The 20,228-nt window shown below is 62.7% G+C and carries 18 protein-coding genes and 2 pseudogenes; 11 read left to right on the top strand and 9 right to left on the bottom strand.

What is annotated here, in order from left to right:
• Positions 1-166: 166 nt before the first annotated feature.
• Positions 167-370, bottom strand: a pseudogene (locus AB9K34_RS19085) (acetyl-CoA carboxylase, biotin carboxyl carrier protein); the annotation flags it as partial.
• A gap of 253 nt (positions 371-623) precedes the next feature.
• On the opposite strand from AB9K34_RS19085, the gene AB9K34_RS19090 reads away from it, so the two are divergent.
• Positions 624-2,132, top strand: coding sequence for an AMP-binding protein (locus AB9K34_RS19090; protein ID WP_369956027.1), 1,509 nt, complete (start codon positions 624-626; stop codon positions 2,130-2,132).
• Positions 2,133-2,286: 154 nt separating this feature from the next.
• On the opposite strand, the gene AB9K34_RS19095 is transcribed toward AB9K34_RS19090, so the two are convergent.
• Positions 2,287-2,544: a hypothetical protein gene (locus AB9K34_RS19095; protein WP_369956028.1), complete on the bottom strand. Its 258-nt coding sequence runs from the start codon at positions 2,542-2,544 to the stop codon at positions 2,287-2,289.
• 410 nt (positions 2,545-2,954) lie between these two features.
• Between AB9K34_RS19095 and AB9K34_RS19100 the strand changes: the two are divergent.
• The 5 genes and pseudogenes from AB9K34_RS19100 (at position 2,955) to AB9K34_RS19120 (ending at position 8,915) form a co-directional block, all read left to right on the top strand.
• Positions 2,955-4,263: pseudogene (locus AB9K34_RS19100) on the top strand (helix-turn-helix domain-containing protein).
• Between the two features lie 84 nt (positions 4,264-4,347).
• Positions 4,348-4,728: a response regulator transcription factor gene (locus tag AB9K34_RS19105; protein ID WP_369956029.1), complete on the top strand. Its 381-nt coding sequence runs from the start codon at positions 4,348-4,350 to the stop codon at positions 4,726-4,728.
• Positions 4,725-5,033, top strand: coding sequence for a hypothetical protein (locus AB9K34_RS19110; protein WP_369956031.1), 309 nt, complete (start codon positions 4,725-4,727; stop codon positions 5,031-5,033). The genes AB9K34_RS19105 and AB9K34_RS19110 overlap by 4 nt, the downstream gene beginning before the upstream one ends.
• A 4-nt stretch (positions 5,034-5,037) precedes the next feature.
• Entirely contained in the window at positions 5,038-7,716 is a 2,679-nt protein-coding gene (locus tag AB9K34_RS19115) for an ATP-binding protein (protein WP_369956033.1), read from the top strand.
• Between the two features lie 77 nt (positions 7,717-7,793).
• On the top strand, positions 7,794-8,915 hold the full coding sequence (locus AB9K34_RS19120; protein WP_369956034.1) for a FliM/FliN family flagellar motor C-terminal domain-containing protein: 1,122 nt from the start codon (positions 7,794-7,796) through the stop codon (positions 8,913-8,915).
• Positions 8,916-9,025: 110 nt separating this feature from the next.
• Here the strand turns inward: AB9K34_RS19120 and AB9K34_RS19125 are convergent, their stop codons facing one another.
• Positions 9,026-9,460 (bottom strand): TIGR01244 family sulfur transferase, encoded by a 435-nt coding sequence (locus AB9K34_RS19125; RefSeq protein WP_369956035.1) that lies wholly within the window; start codon positions 9,458-9,460, stop codon positions 9,026-9,028.
• 485 nt (positions 9,461-9,945) lie between these two features.
• Here AB9K34_RS19125 and AB9K34_RS19130 point away from each other — a divergent pair, with 485 nt between their 5' ends.
• Positions 9,946-10,161, top strand: a complete 216-nt coding sequence (locus AB9K34_RS19130) for a hypothetical protein (protein ID WP_369956036.1) — start codon at positions 9,946-9,948, stop codon at positions 10,159-10,161.
• Between the two features lie 4 nt (positions 10,162-10,165).
• Here AB9K34_RS19130 and AB9K34_RS19135 read toward each other — a convergent pair whose 3' ends face one another.
• On the bottom strand, positions 10,166-10,384 hold the full coding sequence (locus AB9K34_RS19135) for a hypothetical protein (RefSeq protein ID WP_369956037.1): 219 nt from the start codon (positions 10,382-10,384) through the stop codon (positions 10,166-10,168).
• A gap of 156 nt (positions 10,385-10,540) precedes the next feature.
• Here AB9K34_RS19135 and AB9K34_RS19140 point away from each other — a divergent pair, with 156 nt between their 5' ends.
• Complete coding sequence (locus AB9K34_RS19140; protein ID WP_369956038.1) at positions 10,541-10,798, top strand: DUF2312 domain-containing protein; 258 nt, start codon at positions 10,541-10,543, stop codon at positions 10,796-10,798.
• 4 nt (positions 10,799-10,802) lie between these two features.
• Here the strand turns inward: AB9K34_RS19140 and modC are convergent, their stop codons facing one another.
• The 4 genes from modC to AB9K34_RS19160 form a co-directional block, all read right to left on the bottom strand.
• Positions 10,803-11,888 (bottom strand): molybdenum ABC transporter ATP-binding protein, encoded by a 1,086-nt coding sequence (gene modC, locus AB9K34_RS19145; RefSeq protein WP_369956039.1) that lies wholly within the window; start codon positions 11,886-11,888, stop codon positions 10,803-10,805.
• Positions 11,885-12,583, bottom strand: coding sequence for a molybdate ABC transporter permease subunit (gene modB / locus AB9K34_RS19150; RefSeq protein WP_369956041.1), 699 nt, complete (start codon positions 12,581-12,583; stop codon positions 11,885-11,887). The genes modC and modB overlap by 4 nt, the downstream gene beginning before the upstream one ends.
• The gene (gene modA, locus AB9K34_RS19155; RefSeq protein ID WP_369956043.1) at positions 12,580-13,353 is read right to left on the bottom strand and encodes a molybdate ABC transporter substrate-binding protein; all 774 of its coding nucleotides are present in this window, start codon (positions 13,351-13,353) and stop codon (positions 12,580-12,582) included. The genes modB and modA overlap by 4 nt, the downstream gene beginning before the upstream one ends.
• Before the next feature lie 85 nt (positions 13,354-13,438).
• Positions 13,439-14,314, bottom strand: a complete 876-nt coding sequence (locus AB9K34_RS19160; protein WP_369956044.1) for a hypothetical protein — start codon at positions 14,312-14,314, stop codon at positions 13,439-13,441.
• A gap of 229 nt (positions 14,315-14,543) precedes the next feature.
• Here AB9K34_RS19160 and AB9K34_RS19165 point away from each other — a divergent pair, with 229 nt between their 5' ends.
• The 3 genes from AB9K34_RS19165 to AB9K34_RS19175 all read left to right on the top strand — a co-directional run bounded on the left by AB9K34_RS19165 (position 14,544) and on the right by AB9K34_RS19175 (position 19,358).
• Positions 14,544-16,367 carry an ABC transporter transmembrane domain-containing protein gene (locus AB9K34_RS19165; RefSeq protein ID WP_369956045.1) on the top strand — a complete coding sequence of 608 codons (1,824 nt, stop codon included), beginning with the start codon at positions 14,544-14,546 and terminating at the stop codon, positions 16,365-16,367.
• A 144-nt stretch (positions 16,368-16,511) separates the two neighbouring features.
• Positions 16,512-18,419, top strand: a complete 1,908-nt coding sequence (locus tag AB9K34_RS19170; RefSeq protein ID WP_369956046.1) for an acyl-CoA synthetase — start codon at positions 16,512-16,514, stop codon at positions 18,417-18,419.
• Positions 18,420-18,431: 12 nt separating this feature from the next.
• On the top strand, positions 18,432-19,358 hold the full coding sequence (locus AB9K34_RS19175) for an alpha/beta hydrolase fold domain-containing protein (RefSeq protein ID WP_369956048.1): 927 nt from the start codon (positions 18,432-18,434) through the stop codon (positions 19,356-19,358).
• 12 nt (positions 19,359-19,370) lie between these two features.
• On the opposite strand, the gene AB9K34_RS19180 is transcribed toward AB9K34_RS19175, so the two are convergent.
• Complete coding sequence (locus AB9K34_RS19180; RefSeq protein ID WP_369956049.1) at positions 19,371-20,207, bottom strand: alkaline phosphatase family protein; 837 nt, start codon at positions 20,205-20,207, stop codon at positions 19,371-19,373.
• Between the last annotated feature and the right edge of the window lie 21 nt (positions 20,208-20,228).

The raw sequence follows: 20,228 nt of genomic DNA on the forward strand, positions 1-20,228 counted from the left end.
CCCCCCCCCCCCCCCCCCCCCCCCCCCCCCCCCCCCCCCCCCCCCCCCCCCCCCCCCCCCCCCCCCCCCCCCCCCCCCCCCCCCCCCCCCCCACCCCCCCCCCCCCCCCCCCCCCCCCCCCCCCCCCCCCCCCCCCCCCCCCCCCCCCCCCCCCCCCCCCCCCCCCGGCAGGGTGTGCGGGGGCCGCGGCGACCGGGAGCGGTGCGACAGCGGCGGGGGCGACCGGGGTCACGCGGCTGACGCGGACATTCAGGCTGTCATCCTCGCCGTAATCGCGCTTGACCTGCACTTCCGTCAGGTCGTTTTCACGCAGCAATTCGGCAAGTGCCTTGATGAATGCCACGTCCGACTCGTGTTTGGTGTCTGTCATGATGTCCTCGACCGGTTCTGCTGTGCCCGTCTGTCCCGCGGGTTTTCGTCAGGGCGCTTATAGGACAAGGTCTTGCCTGTGAAAAGCGCCGTTCGCTCTGCTCAACATGGCCGTTTGTTGCCCGGATTTCCAGTGCGTGGCCGGGGAGCGTGCCCGGCATGGCGGGTGCGGGCACGTGATGTTGCGAACGTGAGGTGGCCAGATGCGGCAAATTCTGTCTACATCCGGTCACGAGGACCGAAAGGGGGATGTCATGAATTTGGGGAACTGGTTGTTCCGGCAGGCACAGGCGCATCCCGAGCGTCCCGCGCTGTTCCTGGGCAAGGCGCAGGTTGCGGATTACCGGGGCTTTCATGATCGTGCCGCCCGGATCGCGGCATGGCTGGCGACCGAGGGCATTTCGCCCGGCGATCGTGTCGCGATTTTAATGAAGAACTGCCCGGATTATCTCGTCGTGCAATATGGCATCTGGTATGCCGGGGGCGTGGCGGTGCCGATCAATGCCAAGCTGCATGGTCGCGAGGCGGATTTCATCTTGAACGATTCCGGTGCGGCGCTGGTTTTTGCGACCACGGAACTGGCCGACTCCTTGCGCGACGCCCGGGTGACATGCCGTGTCGTGACGGTCGGCGCCGCCGAATACCTGCTGGCGCTGACCACATCGCCCATCGCGGCGCCTTTGGCCCGGACCGCCGACGATCTGGCCTGGTTGTTCTATACGTCGGGCACCACCGGGCAACCCAAAGGCGTGATGATCACCAATCGCATGCTGATCGCGATGTCGCTGGCCTATCCGGTGGATGTCGATAGCGTGAGCGCCGAAGACGCGGCGATCTATGCGGCCCCAATGAGTCACGGTGCCGGTATCTACAACATGATTCACGTGCTGCACGGTGCGCGCCATGTCTGTCCGGTGTCAGGCGGATTCGAGACATCCGAGATTCTCGATCTCGCGCGGCATTTCGGACGCGTTCATATGTTCGCTGCGCCCACAATGGTCAAACGCATGACCGAAACGGCGCGGGCGACAGGTGAGACAGGTACAGGTTTGCGCACTATCGTCTATGCGGGAGGGCCCATGTACAACGCGGACATCATCGAGGCGGTCGCGCATTTCGGGTCCGTATTTGTTCAGATTTATGGGCAGGGGGAATGCCCGATGGGGATCACCGCCTTGTCGCGACACGATGTGACGGACCGCACGCATGTCCGCTGGCGCGAGAGGCTGGCCAGCGTGGGACGCGCGCAATCCCCGGTCGAGGTACGGATCGGCGATGCCAGAGGGGCGCCTGTACCCGCTGGTGCGCATGGCGAGATCATGGTGTCGGGTGATGTGGTCATGCCGGGCTACTGGCAAAACCCCGAGGCGAGCGCAAAGGCGCTGATCGATGGCTGGTTGATGACCGGGGACATGGGGTTCATGGACGCGGACGGCTATGTGACGATGCAGGACCGTTCGAAGGATGTGATCATCACGGGAGGTTCGAATGTCTACCCGCGCGAAGTCGAGGAGGTGTTGTTGACCCATCCTGACGTGCGCGAGGTTTCGGTTGTCGGTCAACCGCATCCGGAATGGGGCGAAAGCGTGGTCGCGTTCGTCGTGGGGACCGCGCCGTTCGAGGAACTTGACCGCCTCTGCATCGACAATATCGCCCGGTTCAAACGGCCGAAGACGTATGTCACGCTCGATGAACTGCCCAAGAACAACTATGGCAAAGTTCTCAAGACCGAGTTGCGAAAGAGATTGGAGGATCGGCGATGACGGTGCTGAACGGAAAAACGGCGCTTGTGACCGGCGCGGTTCCGACCCTTCGGAAATCGGTGCGCTGGCGCTTTGGCTGTGCAACCCGGTTGCACATAACGTCACCGGTGCGGCCATTCCGGTCGATGGCTGCCGGGCCGCACGATAGCGCTGGTTAGCTCTGCGTCTCGTCCATTTCGCGGGCTTGCATCTCAAGAATTTCCATGATCTTGATCTGCATCGCGGATGGCGGCGCGGTTTCCTGCTGCTCGTCGCTGCCGGTCTGTCGCTGGCCGGTTTCACCCGATGCCGCGCCCTCCGATGCGGGGGTTACCTTTTGCGTGTTTCCCGCCTCGACCGGGTCCGCAGGAAGCGAAGCCGGATGGCCGGTTGTCTGTGGCGCCATTGCCGGTAGTGCAATGGAGATATTCATTTGATTGCTCCTATCATCTGATCGCGCCCTCACCCGGTGATCAGCATGCGGATCAGAGATTGCCAAATGATTAATGCCGGAGTGTAACTATATTGAAAAATATAGATTAATTTTATTCTTCCGGTCAGGCCGCAATCGGCCGCCCGGATTGGATGATCTACCGGACAGGTGTGTTCGCAGGCAGGTCTGGGCCGGGTCGGTTTGCTGATCGGATTGTCGTTGCCGCGCACCGCACAAAACATGCGCGACGCAGCATTGCCAGTCCTAGCGTCTGAAAACATTGCGATAAGCCACTTGAAAACCATCAGAATATTGTAAATAAATCCACAGGATTCAGGGTATTTTGTAAATCACCCCATGCCGGGATGCGGATTGCATCCGAAACCACTGGAAAAGGAGTTGACCGCGTCATGGCCCGCGACACCCTGACCGGAAGCCGTATCCGCGAACGCAGGTCGATTGCGGGGATGCGGCAGGCAGATCTTGCCCGGCAGGTGGGAATTTCGGCCTCTTACCTCAATCTTATCGAGCATAACCGACGCAGGATCGGCGGCAAACTTCTGCTCGACATCGCGCAGATCCTGGGGGTCGAACCTTCGATGCTGACGCAGGGCGCAGAGGCGGCATTGATCGCGACCCTGCGCGAGGCGGCTGCCGATGCCGGACCCGTGGCGGCCGAGATTGACAGGGCCGATGAATTTGCCGGCCGATTTCCGGGATGGGCCGAGGTTCTGGCCGCCGGGCATCGGCGCATCGCATCGCTGGAGCGGGCCGTGGAAACCCTGTCTGATCGCTTGACGCATGACCCGCAGCTTGCGGCGTCGCTGCACGAAGTGCTGTCCACAGCGGCCGCGATTCGGTCCACCGCCTCGATCCTTGCCGAGACCGGAGAACTCGAACAGGAGTGGCGTGAGCGGTTCCACAGGAACCTGAACGAAGACAGCCTGCGTCTGGCAGAGAGCAGCAAGGCGCTGGTCGCTTATCTCGACGAAAGCGAAAACGCCGAGGAACGGCGTGGCTCGCCGCAGGAAGAGGTCGAGGCGTTTGTTGCCCGCTGTGGCTTTCACTTCGTCGATCTGGAGGATGGCACATCCGAGCCCGAAGCCCTTGCCGACGCCGCGCCCGAATTGACATCGCGCGCGGCCCGGTTGATCGCCGCCGAAGTCCTGTCGCGCTATGCCAAAGACGCGCGGGCCATGCCGCTGGACGATTTCCGCGAGACGATCGCAGAGGTCGGCCCGGATCCGGTCGCGCTGGCCCAGGTTTTTGGCGCGGACCTGTCGGCGGTGTTTCGTCGGCTCGCCGCGATGCCGGACGATGTCTTGTCCGGCGATGTGGGGCTTGTGGTCTGTGACGCCTCTGGAAGCATCCTCTATCGCAAGCAGATCGAGGGGTTTGCGCTGCCGCGTTTTGGCGCATCCTGTCCGTTATGGCCGGTTTTTACGGCGCTCAGCCGACCGCTGATGCCGGTGCGTCGCCATGTGTCGCAACTGGGGCGTTCCGCGATGCTCTTCGATTGCATGGCAATCGCGCAACCCGTCGGGACAACGCTTTTTTGATGAAGACCCGCTCTATCAGTCGACAATGCTGATTCTTCCGATCTCGGGAAACGGCGCAGACCAGGCACCGGTGCAACCGGTCGGCAGCAGCTGTCGGGTTTGTCCGCGTTCCGAATGTCGTGCCCGTCGTGAACCCTCGATCCTGAGTGAAGGCTTTTGACAGGGTTGTGAAAGCAAGGTTAGGTTAACTGGAAAAACAATAAAGTTGCGCGGCAAGCGCGCGCCTTGGGGAGGAACGGCGCAAATGGGGCGACATGTCCTGCTGATCGAGGATGAACCGAACATCATCGAGGCTATCAGATTCCTGCTCACCCGCGACGGGTGGGACGTCGGGACGCATTCCGATGGATCGGATGCGATTGAAGTCATTCGGGCGGCCTCGCCGGATCTCGTCATTCTCGACCTGATGCTGCCGGGCAAGAGCGGCATGGAAATCCTGCGTGACCTGCGCGAGATTCCCGCGCTTGCCGGTCTGCCGGTGCTGATGCTGACGGCGCGGGGACAATCGCGCGACCGGGACATGGCGGAGAAGGCCGGGGTGAGCCGTTTCATGACCAAGCCGTTTTCGAACGCTGAAGTCCTGACAGCGGTGCGTGACCTGCTGGCACATGCGTCGCGGCAATGACACAGCGTCGCGCCGATGGTGATCCTGCCGCCAGGATGCGGCCGTCGGTGTTTCTTGAACGCCAGAGTTACCGCCGCCGGCGGCTGATGGATGCCGCGCGCATTCTGCCGCTCCTGGGGGCGGTGCTTTTTGCGCTGCCCCTGCTGTGGCCATCGGTGTCGGATGGCGCGGCGCAAGACGCGGGTGTCACCATGTCGGCGGCCATCGTTTATGTCTTTTCGGTCTGGGCCGCACTGATCCTCGCGGTTCTGATTTTCGGCAGGATGACGCGGGCATGGTCGCGTCCGGGTGACGCACGGAGGTGACAGGGTGGCATCGCTGAACCTGCTTGTCCTGGTGTGTCTCGGATACGTGGTGGTGCTGTTCATTGTCGCTTTTGTCGCGGACCGGCTGGCGGCGCGGGGTCGCAGTCGCTGGTTGCATACGCCGCTGATCTACACGCTGTCGCTGTCGATCTATTGCACCGCGTGGACGTTTTATGGCGCGGTCGGCTATGCGACGCGTTCGGGGCTCGAATTCGTGACGATCTATCTTGGCCCGACGCTGGTCATGGTGGGATGGTGGTGGGGCCTGCGCAAGCTGGTGCGCATCGGGCGGAGCCAGCGGGTGACATCGATCGCCGACCTGATTTCGTCGCGCTATGGCAAGTCGAATTCGCTGGCCATCTGCGTGACCCTTCTGGCGGTGATCGGCGTCACGCCCTATATCGCGCTGCAACTGCAATCGATCACCCTGTCGTTCTCGATATTTGCCGAGGCAGACCCCGGAAGCGTCTATAGCGACGGTGCCAGCGTGTTCTACGTGGCGTCGGGACTGGCGGTTTTTGCGATCCTCTTCGGAACGCGCAACCTGGACGCCAACGAACGCCATCATGGCGTGGTGACGGCGGTTGCGCTCGAGGCGGTTGTCAAGTTGCTGGCATTGCTGGCCGTCGGCGCTTTTGTGGTTTGGGAGCTGGCAGGCGGCATTGGTCCGGTCATGGCCCAGATCGATGGATCCGAGATTGGCAGGTGGAATGTCGCGTCCGGGCGATGGGTCACGTTCACCTTTCTGTCCGCCGCCGCTTTTGTCTGCCTGCCGCGCATGTTTCAGGTGCTGGTGGTCGAAAACAGCGACGAACGGCATCTGCGCACGGCGGCCTGGGCGTTTCCGCTTTACCTGTTTTTGATGAGTCTCTTCGTCATTCCCATCGCGGTGGTGGGCCTGGACCTGATGCCCGAAGGCGCCAACCCTGATCTTTTCGTGCTGACCGTGCCGCTGAGCCAGGGGCGCGAGGGGCTGGCGATGCTGTCGTTTCTCGGCGGATTCTCGTCCGCGACCTCAATGGTCATCGTTGCCGCAATGGCGTTGTCGACGATGGTGTCCAACCACGTGGTCATGCCGATCTGGCTGTCCTGGCACGGAGAGGGCGCGTCGGTTTCGGGCGATGTGCGCAACGTTGTCCTGCTGGCGCGGCGCATCTCGATCGCGGGCATTCTGGCGTTGGGCTACTTCTATTACCGGCTTTCCGGCGGGGGGGACGCGCTCGTTTCGATCGGCCTCATCGCGTTCGCAGGGATCGCGCAGATCCTGCCGGCTCTGGTCGGCGGGCTGTTCTGGCGCGGGGCCACGCGGACCGGTGCGCTTGTGGGTCTGGTGCTGGGCTTTGCCGTGTGGCTCTATACCCTGTTGCTGCCGGAACTCGGCGGCAATTTCCTCTCCGACAGCGTGATCCGGGACGGGCCGTTCGGCATCGGCTGGCTCAGGCCGCTGGCCATGTTCGGTGCCGACGACCTTGATCCGGTGGTGCATTCGGTGATGTGGAGCCTTCTTCTGAATGCCGCGGGATTCTGCATCGTGTCGCTTGTGACCTTTCCAAGTCCGCTGGAGCGTTTGCAGGCCGCACAATTCGTCAATGTTTTCGATCATTCCGTCGCGCCCAGAGGCTGGACCGGTTCCATCGGTCAGAGCGAAGACCTGATGATCATGTCGCAGCGCATCCTCGGCGCGCAACAGGCGCAGGATCTGTTTCACCGCGAGGCCGAGGCGCAGGGGCAGCGGGGTTACCTGCCCGAGCCAAGCCCGGCATTCCTGACCCGGCTGGAGCGCGAGTTGTCGGGATCGGTCGGTGCGGCGACCGCGCATGCGATGATCGGACAGATCGTCGGCGGTTCGTCGGTCTCGGTCGAGGACCTGCTGGCGGTGGCAGACGAAAGCGCGCAACTGCTGGAATATTCCGGCAAGCTCGAGGCCAAGTCCGCAGAGCTCAGCAAAACGGCGCGTCAATTGCGCGAGGCGAATGCCAAGCTGACCCAACTGTCGGTGCAGAAGGATGCGTTTCTCAGCCAGGTCAGCCATGAACTGCGAACGCCGATGACCTCGATCAGCGCCTTTTCCGAGATACTCCGCGATACCGATGGGCTGGGGGAAGCAGACAAGACACATTACGCGACGATCATTCACGACGAAGCACTGCGCCTGACGCGGCTGCTGAACGATCTGCTCGATCTCAGCGTTCTGGAAAGCGGTCAGGTCAGCCTGAACATGCGGAGCGGACACCTGTTCGAGGTGCTGGACAGGGCAGAAGCCGCCGCATTGGCAGGGTCGGAGCGCCCGCTGCTGGTCAGGCGACAACGGGAAGAGGAACAATTCGCACTTTATACCGATCTCGACCGGCTGGCGCAGGTGTTCATCAACCTGATTGCCAACGCCCAGAAATACTGCAACGCCGATCACCCCGAGTTGCGGATCAAGGTACGCGCGGTTTCCGACCGGTTACTGGTCGATTTCGTCGACAATGGCAGCGGCATACCGCCCGATTCCCGCGCGGTGATTTTCGAGAAGTTCACGCGCGTGAGTGGCGAGAAGGCCGGTGGCGCGGGGCTCGGGCTGGCGATCAGCCGGGAGATCATGCAGCGCCTTGACGGCAATGTCAGCTATTTGCCGGGAAAATCGGGCGGTGCGTTTCGGGTGATGCTCCCGCTGGGTGCGAGGGTCGCGGCGCAATAACACACGGCGTAAAGCTCTTCGTAACCAACCCTGCGCTAGACCGGAAACAATATCGTTGCACGAGCAGGTCGAAATTCATGGGTACCTCCGGCTCAAATTCTGCGCTGAAACGCAAGACCGACACCAATCGCGAAAGCGGCGCGACGGTCGGCAGAACCGCGGCCGGCGCGCTGCGGTTGGGCGTCGCGCGGGCTGCGGCCAACCTGTTCGATCTTGTGGTCTCGGTCATCGGTATCCGGCAATCGCGGGTGGATCAGGACGCGGTCGAGCAGCACCTGGCCGACGCGAGGTTGTTGGTTCTGCTGGATGGGCCCGACGGGTTGACGGGTGCCATCGTTCTGGATCGGGTGCTGGTCGTCGCGCTGGTACAGCAACAGACGATGGGGCGCGTCACGGCAATCGCGCCGGACGACCGCCCGTTCACCGCGACCGACGCGGCGATGGTGGCACCGCTGGTGGATGGGATGCTCGAGCGCGCCGCCAAACTGGCCGAGGTGCCGGCCGATCAGAACTGCCTGACCGGGTTTCGCTTTGGTGCACGGGTCGAGGACAAGCGGGCGGCCATGCTGGTGCTGGATGCGGATACCTATCGGACTTTCGATCTGACGCTTGAGCTTGATGGGGGCGTTCTGCAAGGGGAAATGTGTCTGATCCTGCCGGAACCAAAACCGCAGACCGAGACCGGCAAGGAGGTCGTTGCCGCGCAGGATGCGCCAACGCTCGGGCAGGCGATCGGGATCGCGCGCGCCGATCTGGTGGCGGTTCTGTCGCGCGTGCGCGTCCCGTTGGCGGAATTGTCCAGGATGCAGCCGGGGGACATGCTGCCGCTGGTGCAGGAACGGTTGGATCGGGTCGAGCTTGTTTCGATTTCGGGGCAGAAAATCGCGATCGGCCGACTGGGCCAGTCCGGTGGGCTGCGCGCCTTGCGTCTGAACGAAATTCGCACTCCGATGCAGGGCGACCAGGAGAGTTTTGCGAGCGGCCTTGCCAGAAAGGCGGCGTTGGATGATCCGATGACGGTGGATGGTCACCTGGTCGAAGCGCAGGCCGCGCCCGTCGATGTGCACGTGGACCCTGCCGCCGAAAGCGAGGAGGACAGTTTTTCGGGGATGAGCCCGGAGGATGCCGCCGTGGAGATTTCCGCGCTTGCCGGGCTGGACGCAGAAGAGGTGGACGAGCTCAGGGAGGCCGCAGGGTAATCTCTGGCTATAGCATTTCGCGATAAACCTGAATCACCTAACGCTGCCTGAAATCAAAGATTTCAACGCGTTAGCTGATGCGGGATGTTTCAAGTTAATCGCGAAACGCTTTAGGCGTCCGTGTCTTGGTGCAATTGTTCGAGCGTCGGGCGCAGCCCCTCAAGCTGATAACCCGCCGCCGAGACGTCTGCGAGAATGTCATCGGCGCTGCGCGTCGCAGCTTGCCCCAAGGCCCAGACCACCGAGCACCTGGTTCCCGACGCGCAATAGGCCAGCACCGGCCCTCCGGCTGACGCGATCAGTTCCGCCTGGCGCGCAACGTTCTCGGGGGTCATGGTCTGATGCGTCAGAGGCAGGACTTCAAACCGCAAGCCGGCATCGCGCACTGCGGCCCCGATTGCCTCGGCCTGATGACTTGGCGGCACTTCGCTGTCAGGTCGGTTGCAAATCACGAGTTTGATCCCGGCCTCGGAAAGCGCGGGCACGTCCTCGACCGAGATTTGCGGCGAGACGGAATAGTCGGGGGATAAGCTGCGCAGGTCCATGCTCCGCTCTTTACGCGCGCTCCGGCACGCTGTCCAGTCGGCAAACGATCCGGGGCGCACATGTCTGCCGGAACCGAGGGGAAGGTGAGCGAGTGCATGGGCTGCGTCGCACACAACCCTTCCGCTGCAGCACGCATTTGGCGCTTGCACAATCGGCGCGTGGGGTGCCAAACCTCGCCCGATCCCATCGGTACGGTTGGGCGGTCGGCGATGACATTCGCAGACATGATATTGGTATGCCCCCGATCCGCTGGTCCGTGCAGAGCGTTTTCCATTAATTGCGGCGATCAATGTGCGCCGGCTTGACCTGTATCAAGGCAATCACGCCCGTCAGATGCGAGATCTGTAAAAAAGAAAAGAATCACCTTGGGGTTGTACGTCTTTTCTGAGAACATGACGGGGTGGTGCATCTGTTTTGTGTGACGGTGTTGTGCAGTCGTTACGATTGCGGTGTATCCATAGCGAACTATTCGGGGGGAAATGAGATGAACATCGACGAGTTGCAACTCAGGGCAAAGCATCTGGAAGAGCGGATCTCTGCGGCCAAGGCCGAAACGCGAATTGCGCTTCAGCCCCAGTTTTCAAGAGTTCTGAGCAAGATCGCCGCAGAGGGCGCCAGGGTGCCGAGGCGGATGCGTCAGCTGGACGCGGCATTGCTCGACGAAGCGATCGAAGCGCGTTTCGACAACATGCCTGTCTGAAGGCCTAGCCCAGCATCACGCCCACGACGACGAGCATCAGTCCGATCACCGACAGGAAAAGCGCGCCGATGTTCATCGGCAGCACCGACTGCAACGTGGCGCGCATCTCGTCGTCGGGGAGCTTGGCGCGTCGTGCCCTGGCGACGCGCAGGATGCACCATATCAGCCCGACAAGACCGGCAAGTGACACCGCCGCACCAACCCAGACCATCGTTTCAAACATGCCGCCCCCGGGATTTGTTCAATGCGACGCGCCTAGCGGATCGACCGGCCATGCGCAACAGGCTTCAATGCCGCGCGTGACGGTTTGAGCCTTGCAGCGGGACCGGGGCAGCGTTATCCCGCAGGCTCTGACATCCAATGATCCACGGAGCCCGCAATGAGCGATACCAATACCGATACCTCCTATCGAGTGACTGCCGATGAATTGCGCCAGTTCATCGAGCGGGTGGAGCGGCTGGAAGCGGAAAAGCAAGACATCGCCGATCAGCAGAAGGAAGTGATGGCAGAGGCCAAGGCGCGCGGCTATGACACCAAGGTCATGCGCAAGGTCATCGCCCTGCGCAAGCGTGACAAGGACGACATCGCCGAAGAAGAGGCGATCCTGGAAATGTACAAGGAAGCCCTCGGAATGTAAGGGGCTATCCCGCCCCGACATCGGTGCGCGCGATTGACACCGACTTGATGACCGCATGGATATGATCGCCGGGTTGCAGGGCCATCGCATCGGCGGATCTGCGGGTGATGCGCGCGAGCAGGCGATCCTCGCCGCATTGCATCTGGACGATGACGCCCGGCCCGTCGCCGTCGCGTAGGGCGAGGATCGATGCCGAGAGAATATTGAGCGCCGACAGCCCGCGTGGCTTGTCACGCGACAGGATCACATCATGCGCCAGGATACGCACGCGCGTGGCTGTGCCCGGCGGCGTCTCCATCTCTGGCAGGAACAGGCGCCCGCCGGACACGGTGAGTTCGGTCAGCCCGTCCTGATGATGCCGTGTGACGGTGGCCGGAAGAACGGCACCGGCCTCGCGTACGCCAAGCTGGCGCACCATGTCGGGATCGGACAGGACCTGTTCGGCGGGGCCCGATCGCGTGACGCGGCCGTTTTCCAGGACAACGACGGTGGTTGCGAGGCGGGCGACCTCTGCGACCGAATGGCTCACATAAAGGATCGGGATGTCGGTGTGATCGCGCAGCCGTTCGAGAAAGGGCAGGATCTCGGCCTTGCGCGCAGAATCGAGCGCGGCGAGCGGTTCGTCCATGAGCAGGATCCGGGGCTGCGACAACAGCGCGCGCCCGATTGCCACCCGCTGTTTCTCGCCCCCCGACAAGGTTCCAGGGCGGCGATCCAGCAGGTCGGATATTCCGAGCAGCTCGCTGACCTCGGCCAGCGTGGTGCGTGGTGCGGCACTGGCGAAACGCGCGCCATAGGTCAGGTTCTGGCGCACCGAAAGATGTGGAAACAGCCGCCCGTCCTGAAAGACATAGCCGACGCGGCGTTTGCGGGTGGGAACCGCATGGCCGGACCGGGTGTCGAGCACAAGTTGCCCGTCAAGTGAGATGCGCGCGCTGTCCGGGGTCAGCAGGCCCGCGACCGCGTTGATGACCGTTGTCTTGCCGGCACCGGATCGGCCGAACAGGGCGGTGACGCCACCCGGCGCCTGGAACGTAATCTGCAGGTTCAGGGCTCCGAGACGATGGCGCATGTCGACCGAGAGGCTCATGTACCGGAGATCCTTTGGGCAGCCCGCCGTGCCAGCCATTCCGACACGAGCAGCGCGCCCATCGCCACTGCGATCGACACAAGCACGAGGCGCAGCGCAGGCGCTTCGCCGCCGGGAACCTGCAGGAACGCATAGATGGCGGAGGGCAGGGTCTGGGTTTGTCCCGGAATGTTCGAGACAAAGGTGATGGTCGCGCCGAATTCGCCCATGGCCTTGGCAAAGGCGAGCACGGCCCCCGCGATCAGCCCCGGCAGGATCAATGGCAGGGTCACCGAGGAAAACACCCAGACGCGCGAGGCTCCAAGCGTAGCCGCTGCCTGTTCGAGCTTGGGATCGACCGCTTCGATCGCCAGCCGCAGCGCCCGGACCATCAGTGGAAATGCCATGATTGCCGCCGCCAGTACCGCACCGGTCCAGCGAAAGGCGAGCATGATTCCGAAGCTGTCATAGAGCCAGCCGCCGATCGCCCCCTGCCGTCCGAAGGTGAGCAGCAGAAGGTATCCGGTGACGACCGGCGGCAGGATCAGGGGCAGGTGGACGAGCATATTGAGAAGTTGCTTGCCGCGAAACTGCCAGCGGGCCAGCGCGTAGGCGACCAGTATGCCAAGTGGCAGGCTGAGCAACGTGGCAAAGAAAGAGACCCGCAGGGACAGCAAGAGCGCCTGCCATTCCTCCGGGCCGAGCCAGTCGCTCATTCGCCGTCCCCGGGCAGCCCGAAGCCATGTGATCTGAACACGTCACCGGCGCGCGGCGAAGCGAGGAAATCCAGAAAGGCCTGCGCCGGGTCGGCCTGGCCGCCTGCCACCAGTGCGGCGGGGTAGCGGATCGGCGGATGGGTGTCTTCAGGAAAGACGCCGACAACCCGCACGTCAGGGCTCGCCGCCGCGTCGGTCGCATAGACGATGCCATAGGGGGCCTCGCCCAGAGCGACCAGCATGAGCGCGGCGCGCACGTTGTCCGTCTGGGCAACATGCGGTGCGACCTGTTCCCAGACACCAAGCGCACGCAGGGCGGCGGCACCGTAGATGCCGGCGGGCACGGCATCGACAAGGGCCATGGCCAGACGATCCTCGCCCAGCACGCCGACGAGATCAAAGCCCGGTTCGATCACAAGATCGGACTTGACGTCACGACCGGCGATCAGAACCAGACGGTTGGTCAGCAACGTCTTGCGGCTCGTGTCGACAATGAGCGCGTCCTGTTCCAATACATCCATCCAGGAGATGTTGGCCGAGATAAAGAGATCCGCCGGAGCGCCCTGCTGGATCTGGCGCGCCAGCATCGAACTGCCGCCGTAAGACACCTGCACCGGGCCATCATATATCGAAACCAGCTCGTCCAGCGCCGATTTGAGGCTCGCGGCGGCAAAAACCGTCACCGGTGTCTCTGAAGCCGCAGGCGCGGGCATCGACAGCATCGCCAGCGCGCCGGCCATGAACAGCCGTCGGGTCAATGTATGCAGCATGGTTGGACGCCTCCGTTTCAAAGTCCTCGCCGAGATATGGCAAAGCCGTGGACCGCGTTGCAAGCGGATAAACACGCGAGGTGTTTCAGGGATCAATCAGGGTGACTCCGGGAATTTGCCGGATGCGCGTGAGATCGTCGTCATAGGCGTCGCTCAGTTCTTCGACGAGTTCCTCGGTCCAGCCGGGCAGGTCCAGTTCCTCTTCCATCCGCTCCGGAATTGCGAAATTCTCGAGAAAAGCCGCGATCACGCAGCGCTTCTGGTTTTCGTTCAGCCCGGTGTGTGTGTGCAGATAGGCGCGGAACTTCTGCATGCCTTCGCGGGTGATGAGATCGGACAGAAGATCGAACCCGCCGACGATCTTTTCATCGGGCTGCAAGCCGGCCATCTGGCGGATGATATGCGCCCAGAGCAGCGGCGTGTCCTCGTTGCACCAGACGATCATGTCCATGTCCGGGGCCGCCGCATGGATCCGGCGCAGGCAATCGGACCAGCGCAGTTTGCCCGGATCGGTGCCGCCAAGCACATCCGCAAGCTGTTCGCGTGTGGGATTTCCCAGTACCGCAGGCAGAAAGCTGGCCGGATTGCGCAGCCCCATGAACATCGTCAGCCGATCTCCGCGGAACAGTTTGTGCAGATACCTCACCCGTTCCGGTGCCGCCGGATAGAGCTGTCCGTCGCGGACGGCAAGACGACGCGAGCCGAAGAAATAGGCGTTGGACAGGATCATCCGGTCGGCATGTTCCTCGTCGAGAATGGCGTCCATGAGAACCTCGCGCGCATCCGGGGCGGGCGCAGTGGCAGACATGGCGCGAAACGAGTGTCCGAGCAGCTCGCGATACCTGCCGGGGCCGGGCACCGCGATGCCGCGGTCCGCAAAGGCCTGTTTGTTGCGCAGCAGGCATTTCAGGATGCGATCACCATCGGTGCAATGCGCGCCTGTATGAATGATGACCTGCATGCCCGCCTTGTCGCTCGTCCCACGATGGATCGGAATTTCAGGTATCCTGTTGTCCGGGGCGGGTCAAATGGCTTTGCGCTGCGCACGCGGTGTCAGGGGGGTGCGACTTATGTGGCGTTTGAGGCCGCAGACGGGATCGAACGCTTGACCCCGCGACCCTGCACGGCCATGAAGCAGGGCCAGTAAATGCCCCGGAAAACGGGCATGCCGCAGGACCAAAGGAGGCGAGATGGCCCGCCGACCCAAGACAAGCCAAGCCGTGCCAGCAGTGGCCCCCAATGCCACCGAAGAGCGCGCGCGGTCCAGGGCGATCGGCGGTCTGCGGGAACTCTGGCCCTTCATGGCACCCTATCGCGGGTTGATCGTCGCCTCGATCATGGCACTTGTTCTGACGGCCTGTGTGTCGCTGACCTTGCCGCTGGCGGTGCGCCGCGTGGTCGATAACTTCCGGGCGCAGGATGGTGCGATCCTGAACCAGTATTTCATTGCGGCGCTTGCGATTGCGGCGCTGCTCGCGGTGGGGACGGGGTTGCGATATGCGCTCGTGACCCGACTGGGCGAGCGCGTCGTCGCGGACATTCGCATGGCGGTGTTCGACCGGGTGATCGGCATGAGCCCGCAGTTCTTCGAAAAGATCATGACCGGCGAGGTTCTGAGCCGGATCACCACCGACACCACCCTGATCCAGTCGGTGCTGGGCTCGTCGGTGTCGATTGCGCTGCGCAACCTTCTGTTGTTCATTGGCGGGCTGGTGCTGATGCTGCTGACATCGGCCAAGTTGACGAGCCTGGTGCTGCTGATCGTACCGGTGGTGGTGGTTCCGATCCTGGTGCTGGGCCGCAAGCTGCGGAGCATCAGCCGCGAGAATCAGGACTGGATCGCCGCCAGTTCGGGCAATGCCGCCGAGGCCCTGGCAGCGGTGCAGACCGTGCAGTCCTTCACGCATGAGCGGGCAAGCCGGGCGCAGTTCGCCGAGATGACCGAGACTTCGTACGAGGTGTCGCGCCGCCGCATACGGACCCGCGCGCTGATGACGGTGATTGTCATCTTCCTGGTCTTTACCGGTGTTGTCGGCGTGCTCTGGATGGGCGCGCTGGACGTGCGGACCGGCAACATGACCGAAGGCACGCTGATCCAGTTCGTGATCTATTCGGTGATGGTCGCCGGCTCGGTTGCCGCGCTGTCCGAGATCTGGGGCGAGTTGCAACGCGCGGCCGGGGCGACGGAACGGTTGGTGGAATTGCTGGCGAGCGTTGATGCGGTGCAGGACCCCGAACAACCCGCCGTGTTGCCCGAACCGGTACAGGGGCACATTGCCTTTGAAAACGTGTCTTTCCGCTATCCTTCCCGGCCGGAAACCGCGGCCCTGTCCGATGTTTCTCTTGAGATCGCGCCGGGCGAAACGGTGGCCTTTGTCGGGCCGTCGGGGGCGGGCAAGACCACCATCATCCATTTGATCCAGCGTTTCTATGATCCCGATAGCGGCCGTATCACGCTTGACGGTGTGGCGCTGAACGCGCTGGCCCGTGACGCCTTCCGGCAGCATATCGCGCTGGTGCCACAGGACCCGGTGATATTTGCCGTCTCGGCGCGTGAAAATATCCGCTTCGGTCGCCCGGATGCCTCGGATGCCGAGGTCGAGGTGGCTGCGCGGGCGGCGGCGGCGCATGATTTCATTGCGGCCCTGCCCGAGGGCTATGACAGCTATGTGGGCGAGCGGGGCGTCATGTTGTCTGGCGGGCAGAAACAGCGGATCGCCATTGCCCGCGCGATCCTGCGCAACGCGCCGGTGCTGTTGCTGGATGAGGCCACCAGCGCATTGGACGCCGAAAGCGAACGCCTCGTGCAGCAGGCGGTGGACGAGTTGAGCGCCGGTCGCACGACGCTGATCGTCGCACACAGGCTGGCGACCGTGAAAAAGGCCGACCGGATCGTGGTGATGGATCAGGGTCGGATTGTCGCCACCGGACCGCACGAGCAGCTCGTGGCCGAAGGCGGGCTTTATGCCCGGCTCGCACGGTTGCAGTTTACCGACGGCAGCGTCGCGGCCTGAGGTCCGGACCGCGCAAGTTGCGTGACGTCATTTCCCCGTGGTGCGCTTCCGCGTCGCTTGCGCCCTTGCACGACTGTTTTTTTCCCCGCATCCTGACCGGAAAAGTCACGCCTGAACCGACGGCGACCCTGGGAGGAAATCACGATGTCCATTGCGAATCTGGCGGATCGAAACGCTATTGAAAATGAAATGCCCTGGGCGGATCGGGACCTTCCCAAGACTCTTTTCCAGATGATGTCGCGTACCGCCGACAGGTTTCCGGATCGCAACGCGGTCAGCTATCAGATCCTGTCCGGTCCCACGGACAAGGCGGAAACCCTGACCTGGTCCGAGCTTTTGCGGCGCAGCGTGCAGGCGGCCAACCTGTTCCGGTCGCTTGGGGTCGGGGAAAAGGACACCGTGGCGTTCATATTACCCAATTGCAACGAGACGGTGCTGACCATCATGGGCGGGGCCATCGCGGGGATCGTCAACCCGATCAACCCGCTTCTGGAACCGGAACAGATCGCGTCGATCCTGCGCGAGACAAAGGCCAAGGTGGTCGTGACCCTCAAGTCGTTTCCCAAGACGGATGTCGCGCAAAAGACCGCCGAGGCGGTGCGCCACGCGCCCGATGTAAATACTGTTCTCGAAGTCGATCTGAACCGGTACCTGACGCCGCCGAAATCGTGGATCGTTCCTCTGATCCGTCCCAAGATGCCCAACAAGGAACATCTCGCCCACGCGGATTACAAGGATTTCAATTCCGAGTTGGCGCGCCAGCCCACGACCCTGTCCTTTGAGGACAGCAAACAGGACCGCGTGGCCTTCTATTTCCACACCGGTGGCACGACCGGGATGCCCAAGGTGGCGCAGCATACCTATGGCGGGGTGGTCTATAACGGCTGGGTGGGCGGTGAACTGCTGCTCAGCGAAGAGGACAACATCATGTGTCCGCTGCCGCTGTTCCACGTGATGGCCTGCCATGTGATCCTGATGGCGGCGGTCTATTGCGGCAGCCATGTGATCTTTCCCACGCCGCAGGGGTATCGCGGCGAAGGGGTTTTCGACAATTTCTGGAAGCTGAACGAGCGTTACAAGACCACGTTCATCGTTACCGTGCCAACCGCCATCGCGGCCAGCATGCAGCGGCCGGTGGATGCGGATATCTCGACCGTGAAAAAGGCGTTCTCGGGGTCGGCCCCCCTGCCGCTCGAACTGTTTCGCCGGTTCGAGCAGGCGACGGGGGTCACCATCATCGAGGGCTATGGTCTGACCGAGGCGACATGCCTCGTATCGGGCAACCCGGTTGACGGGGAAAAGAAGATCGGCTCGATCGGCATTCCGTTCCCCTATACGGACGTCAAGATCATCAAGGGATCGGCGGATGGACCTGCCGAAGTGGGGGTGGACGAGATCGGGGAAATCTGCATCAGCAATCCAGGCGTTTACCCCGGCCACACCTATACCGAGACCGCCAAGAACGCGGATCTCTACTATCAGGACAAATATCTGCGCACCGGCGATCTTGGCCGGATCGACGCGGACGGATACCTGTGGATCACCGGGCGAGCCAAGGATCTGATCATTCGCGGGGGGCACAATATTGATCCTGCCGAGATCGAAGAGGCGCTTCTGGGCCACGATGCAGTTGCCTTTGCCGGCGCCATCGGCCAGCCGGATGCACATTCTGGAGAATTGCCCTGTGCCTTTGTCGAGCTGGTCGAAGGTGCGTCGGTCACCGCAGAGGAACTGATGGAATATTGCCAGGTGCATGTGCATGAACGTGCTGCCCGACCCAAGCATATCGAGATCATGGACGAGTTGCCGAAAACCGCTGTCGGCAAGATCTTCAAACCCGATTTGCGCAAGATCGCCATCACCCGTGTGTATGATGCCGCGCTCAAGGAGGCGGGCAGCGCGGCGCGCGTCAGCGAGGTTATCGACGACAAGAAGCGCGGGCTTGTCGCGCGGCTGCAGAGCAATGGAGCCAAGGACGAGGAGGTCGCCAAGATTCTTGGGGATTTCACACGCCCGTGGGAATGGGCGGATCAGGCCGGGGCAACAACCTGAGCGGAGGCGGCAATGGATTACGATTCGCTGATTGACGCGCAAACCTGGGAGTTTATCCGGAGGACGCAAGAAACATATCCGGATGATCCAGCGGGCCGGACACTGGCAGAAGAACGTGCAGCCTATGATGCGATGTGCGCCGCGTTCCGTGCCCCGCGTCCTGACGTGGTGCAGGTGCGTGACATGTCCGCCAACGGCGTGCCGGTGCGTGTCTATTCTGCGGGCGGCCCGACACGGACCGTGATGTATTTTCACGGCGGTGGCTTCGTGGTGGGCGGTCTTGACAGCCATGACGACGTCTGCGCCGAAATCTGCGCCCAGACCGGATACCGGGTTGTGTCGGTGGATTATCGTCTGGCTCCGGAACACAAACATCCGGCGGCCTTTGACGATGCTTATAATGCGACATGCTGGGCCGGAACCGAATTTTCGGATCCGATCATTCTTGCCGGAGACAGCGCCGGCGCGAACCTTGCCGCTGCGGTGGCCGCGCATGCACGGGGAGGGCAGCGCGACATTCTCGGGCAGGTTCTGATCTATCCCGGGCTGGGCGGGGATGTCGACGCGGGGTCCTATATCGAACATGCCGACGCGCCGCTGCTGCAACGGGCCTACATTATCCAGTACGCCGGTGTCCGCGGGGTGGATGGCGAGGCCCCGGAAAACGATCCGACCTATGCGCCGCTGCATGACAGCGATTTTTCCAACCTGCCGCGCAGCATTGTTTTTTCTGCCGAATGCGATCCGGTCTGCGATGACGGGCGCGTGTATTGCGAGCGCATTCGCGCCGCCGGGGGGAAGGCGCATTGGATACGCGAACCGGGGCTTGTTCACGGCTATCTGCGCGCGCGCACCACGGTCGATCGCGCACGGGACAGTTTCGAACGGATCGTGTGCGCGATCGAAGCGCTTGGGCAGGATATCTGGCCCTACGACTGACCGGGTCGCGTGTCAGGTCAGAAAGGGCCGTGCCTGCATCGTGTCGGGGACAGGAGCGCCCAAGCGCGACAGGATGGTCGGGGCGAGTTGCAGCTGGTCGATCACCGTATCCTCTGACGGGCCGCTGGCGGGGCCGAAATAATAGAGCGCAGACTCCTGTTGCAACGGATCGCGCCCCCCGTGATGCCCGCGCGCATCCTGCCCGTGATCCGCAGTGACGATGACCTCGTAGCCTGCCGCCCGCCATTTCGGAATGAAAGGCGCAAGCATCTCGTCCATCACGAAACAGGCGTGGTCCATCTGCGTGCAGTCGTGAAAGAACCGGTGCCCCATGCTGTCGAGGGTGCAGGTGTGCAGCAATCCGTAATTCAGGCCGAAGCGCAGACACAGGTTGGTCAGTGTCGCAAACAGGTCGACGTCGGACGGTGTCATCTGGTTGTCATGGCCATATCCCGTCATGGTGTGAAAACGGCCATGATTGATCGTATCGCTCTCGGGTTCGTCATATTCGATATCGCGGACGTAATCGAACGGGTGACGGTTGAAAAATTCCGACCAGAAGGAATGCGCCACCGCACCGGTGACGCCGTTCGCGGCGCGAACCTGGCTGAAGATGTCAGGCTGGCTCAGGCGGAACACATTTCCGTTACCGGTACAGCCGTGAACCTGCGGGCTGACCCCGGTGTGGATCGAGGCATAGCAGCTGGCCGAGATCGAAGGCAGCACCGCCCGATGGGTCCAGACCCGCGCCTCGCCGGATTGCACCCAGCCCTCGAGATTGCCAAACAACCGTCGCCAATTGCGATGGGGTACGCCGTCCAGGATGATGAGGAGAAGTTTGTTCTGCATGCCCGGTCCCGCTTTCTGCTC

This window comes from Sedimentitalea sp. XS_ASV28, assembly GCF_041224545.1.
GTDB lineage: Bacteria > Pseudomonadota > Alphaproteobacteria > Rhodobacterales > Rhodobacteraceae > Sedimentitalea.

What these genes read in the sequence shown, in the direction of transcription:
- AB9K34_RS19090 (WP_369956027.1), top strand. Translation starts at nt 624, where the DNA reads ATGAATTTGGGGAACTGGTTGTTCCGGCAGGCACAGGCGCATCCCGAG.
- AB9K34_RS19095 (WP_369956028.1), bottom strand. Translation starts at nt 2,544, where the DNA reads ATGAATATCTCCATTGCACTACCGGCAATGGCGCCACAGACAACCGGC.
- AB9K34_RS19105 (WP_369956029.1), top strand. Translation starts at nt 4,348, where the DNA reads ATGGGGCGACATGTCCTGCTGATCGAGGATGAACCGAACATCATCGAG.
- AB9K34_RS19110 (WP_369956031.1), top strand. Translation starts at nt 4,725, where the DNA reads ATGACACAGCGTCGCGCCGATGGTGATCCTGCCGCCAGGATGCGGCCG.
- AB9K34_RS19120 (WP_369956034.1), top strand. Translation starts at nt 7,794, where the DNA reads ATGGGTACCTCCGGCTCAAATTCTGCGCTGAAACGCAAGACCGACACC.
- AB9K34_RS19125 (WP_369956035.1), bottom strand. Translation starts at nt 9,460, where the DNA reads ATGGACCTGCGCAGCTTATCCCCCGACTATTCCGTCTCGCCGCAAATC.
- AB9K34_RS19130 (WP_369956036.1), top strand. Translation starts at nt 9,946, where the DNA reads ATGAACATCGACGAGTTGCAACTCAGGGCAAAGCATCTGGAAGAGCGG.
- AB9K34_RS19135 (WP_369956037.1), bottom strand. Translation starts at nt 10,384, where the DNA reads ATGTTTGAAACGATGGTCTGGGTTGGTGCGGCGGTGTCACTTGCCGGT.
- AB9K34_RS19140 (WP_369956038.1), top strand. Translation starts at nt 10,541, where the DNA reads ATGAGCGATACCAATACCGATACCTCCTATCGAGTGACTGCCGATGAA.
- modC (WP_369956039.1), bottom strand. Translation starts at nt 11,888, where the DNA reads ATGAGCCTCTCGGTCGACATGCGCCATCGTCTCGGAGCCCTGAACCTG.
- modB (WP_369956041.1), bottom strand. Translation starts at nt 12,583, where the DNA reads ATGAGCGACTGGCTCGGCCCGGAGGAATGGCAGGCGCTCTTGCTGTCC.
- modA (WP_369956043.1), bottom strand. Translation starts at nt 13,353, where the DNA reads ATGCTGCATACATTGACCCGACGGCTGTTCATGGCCGGCGCGCTGGCG.
- AB9K34_RS19160 (WP_369956044.1), bottom strand. Translation starts at nt 14,314, where the DNA reads ATGCAGGTCATCATTCATACAGGCGCGCATTGCACCGATGGTGATCGC.
- AB9K34_RS19165 (WP_369956045.1), top strand. Translation starts at nt 14,544, where the DNA reads ATGGCCCGCCGACCCAAGACAAGCCAAGCCGTGCCAGCAGTGGCCCCC.
- AB9K34_RS19170 (WP_369956046.1), top strand. Translation starts at nt 16,512, where the DNA reads ATGTCCATTGCGAATCTGGCGGATCGAAACGCTATTGAAAATGAAATG.
- AB9K34_RS19175 (WP_369956048.1), top strand. Translation starts at nt 18,432, where the DNA reads ATGGATTACGATTCGCTGATTGACGCGCAAACCTGGGAGTTTATCCGG.
- AB9K34_RS19180 (WP_369956049.1), bottom strand. Translation starts at nt 20,207, where the DNA reads ATGCAGAACAAACTTCTCCTCATCATCCTGGACGGCGTACCCCATCGC.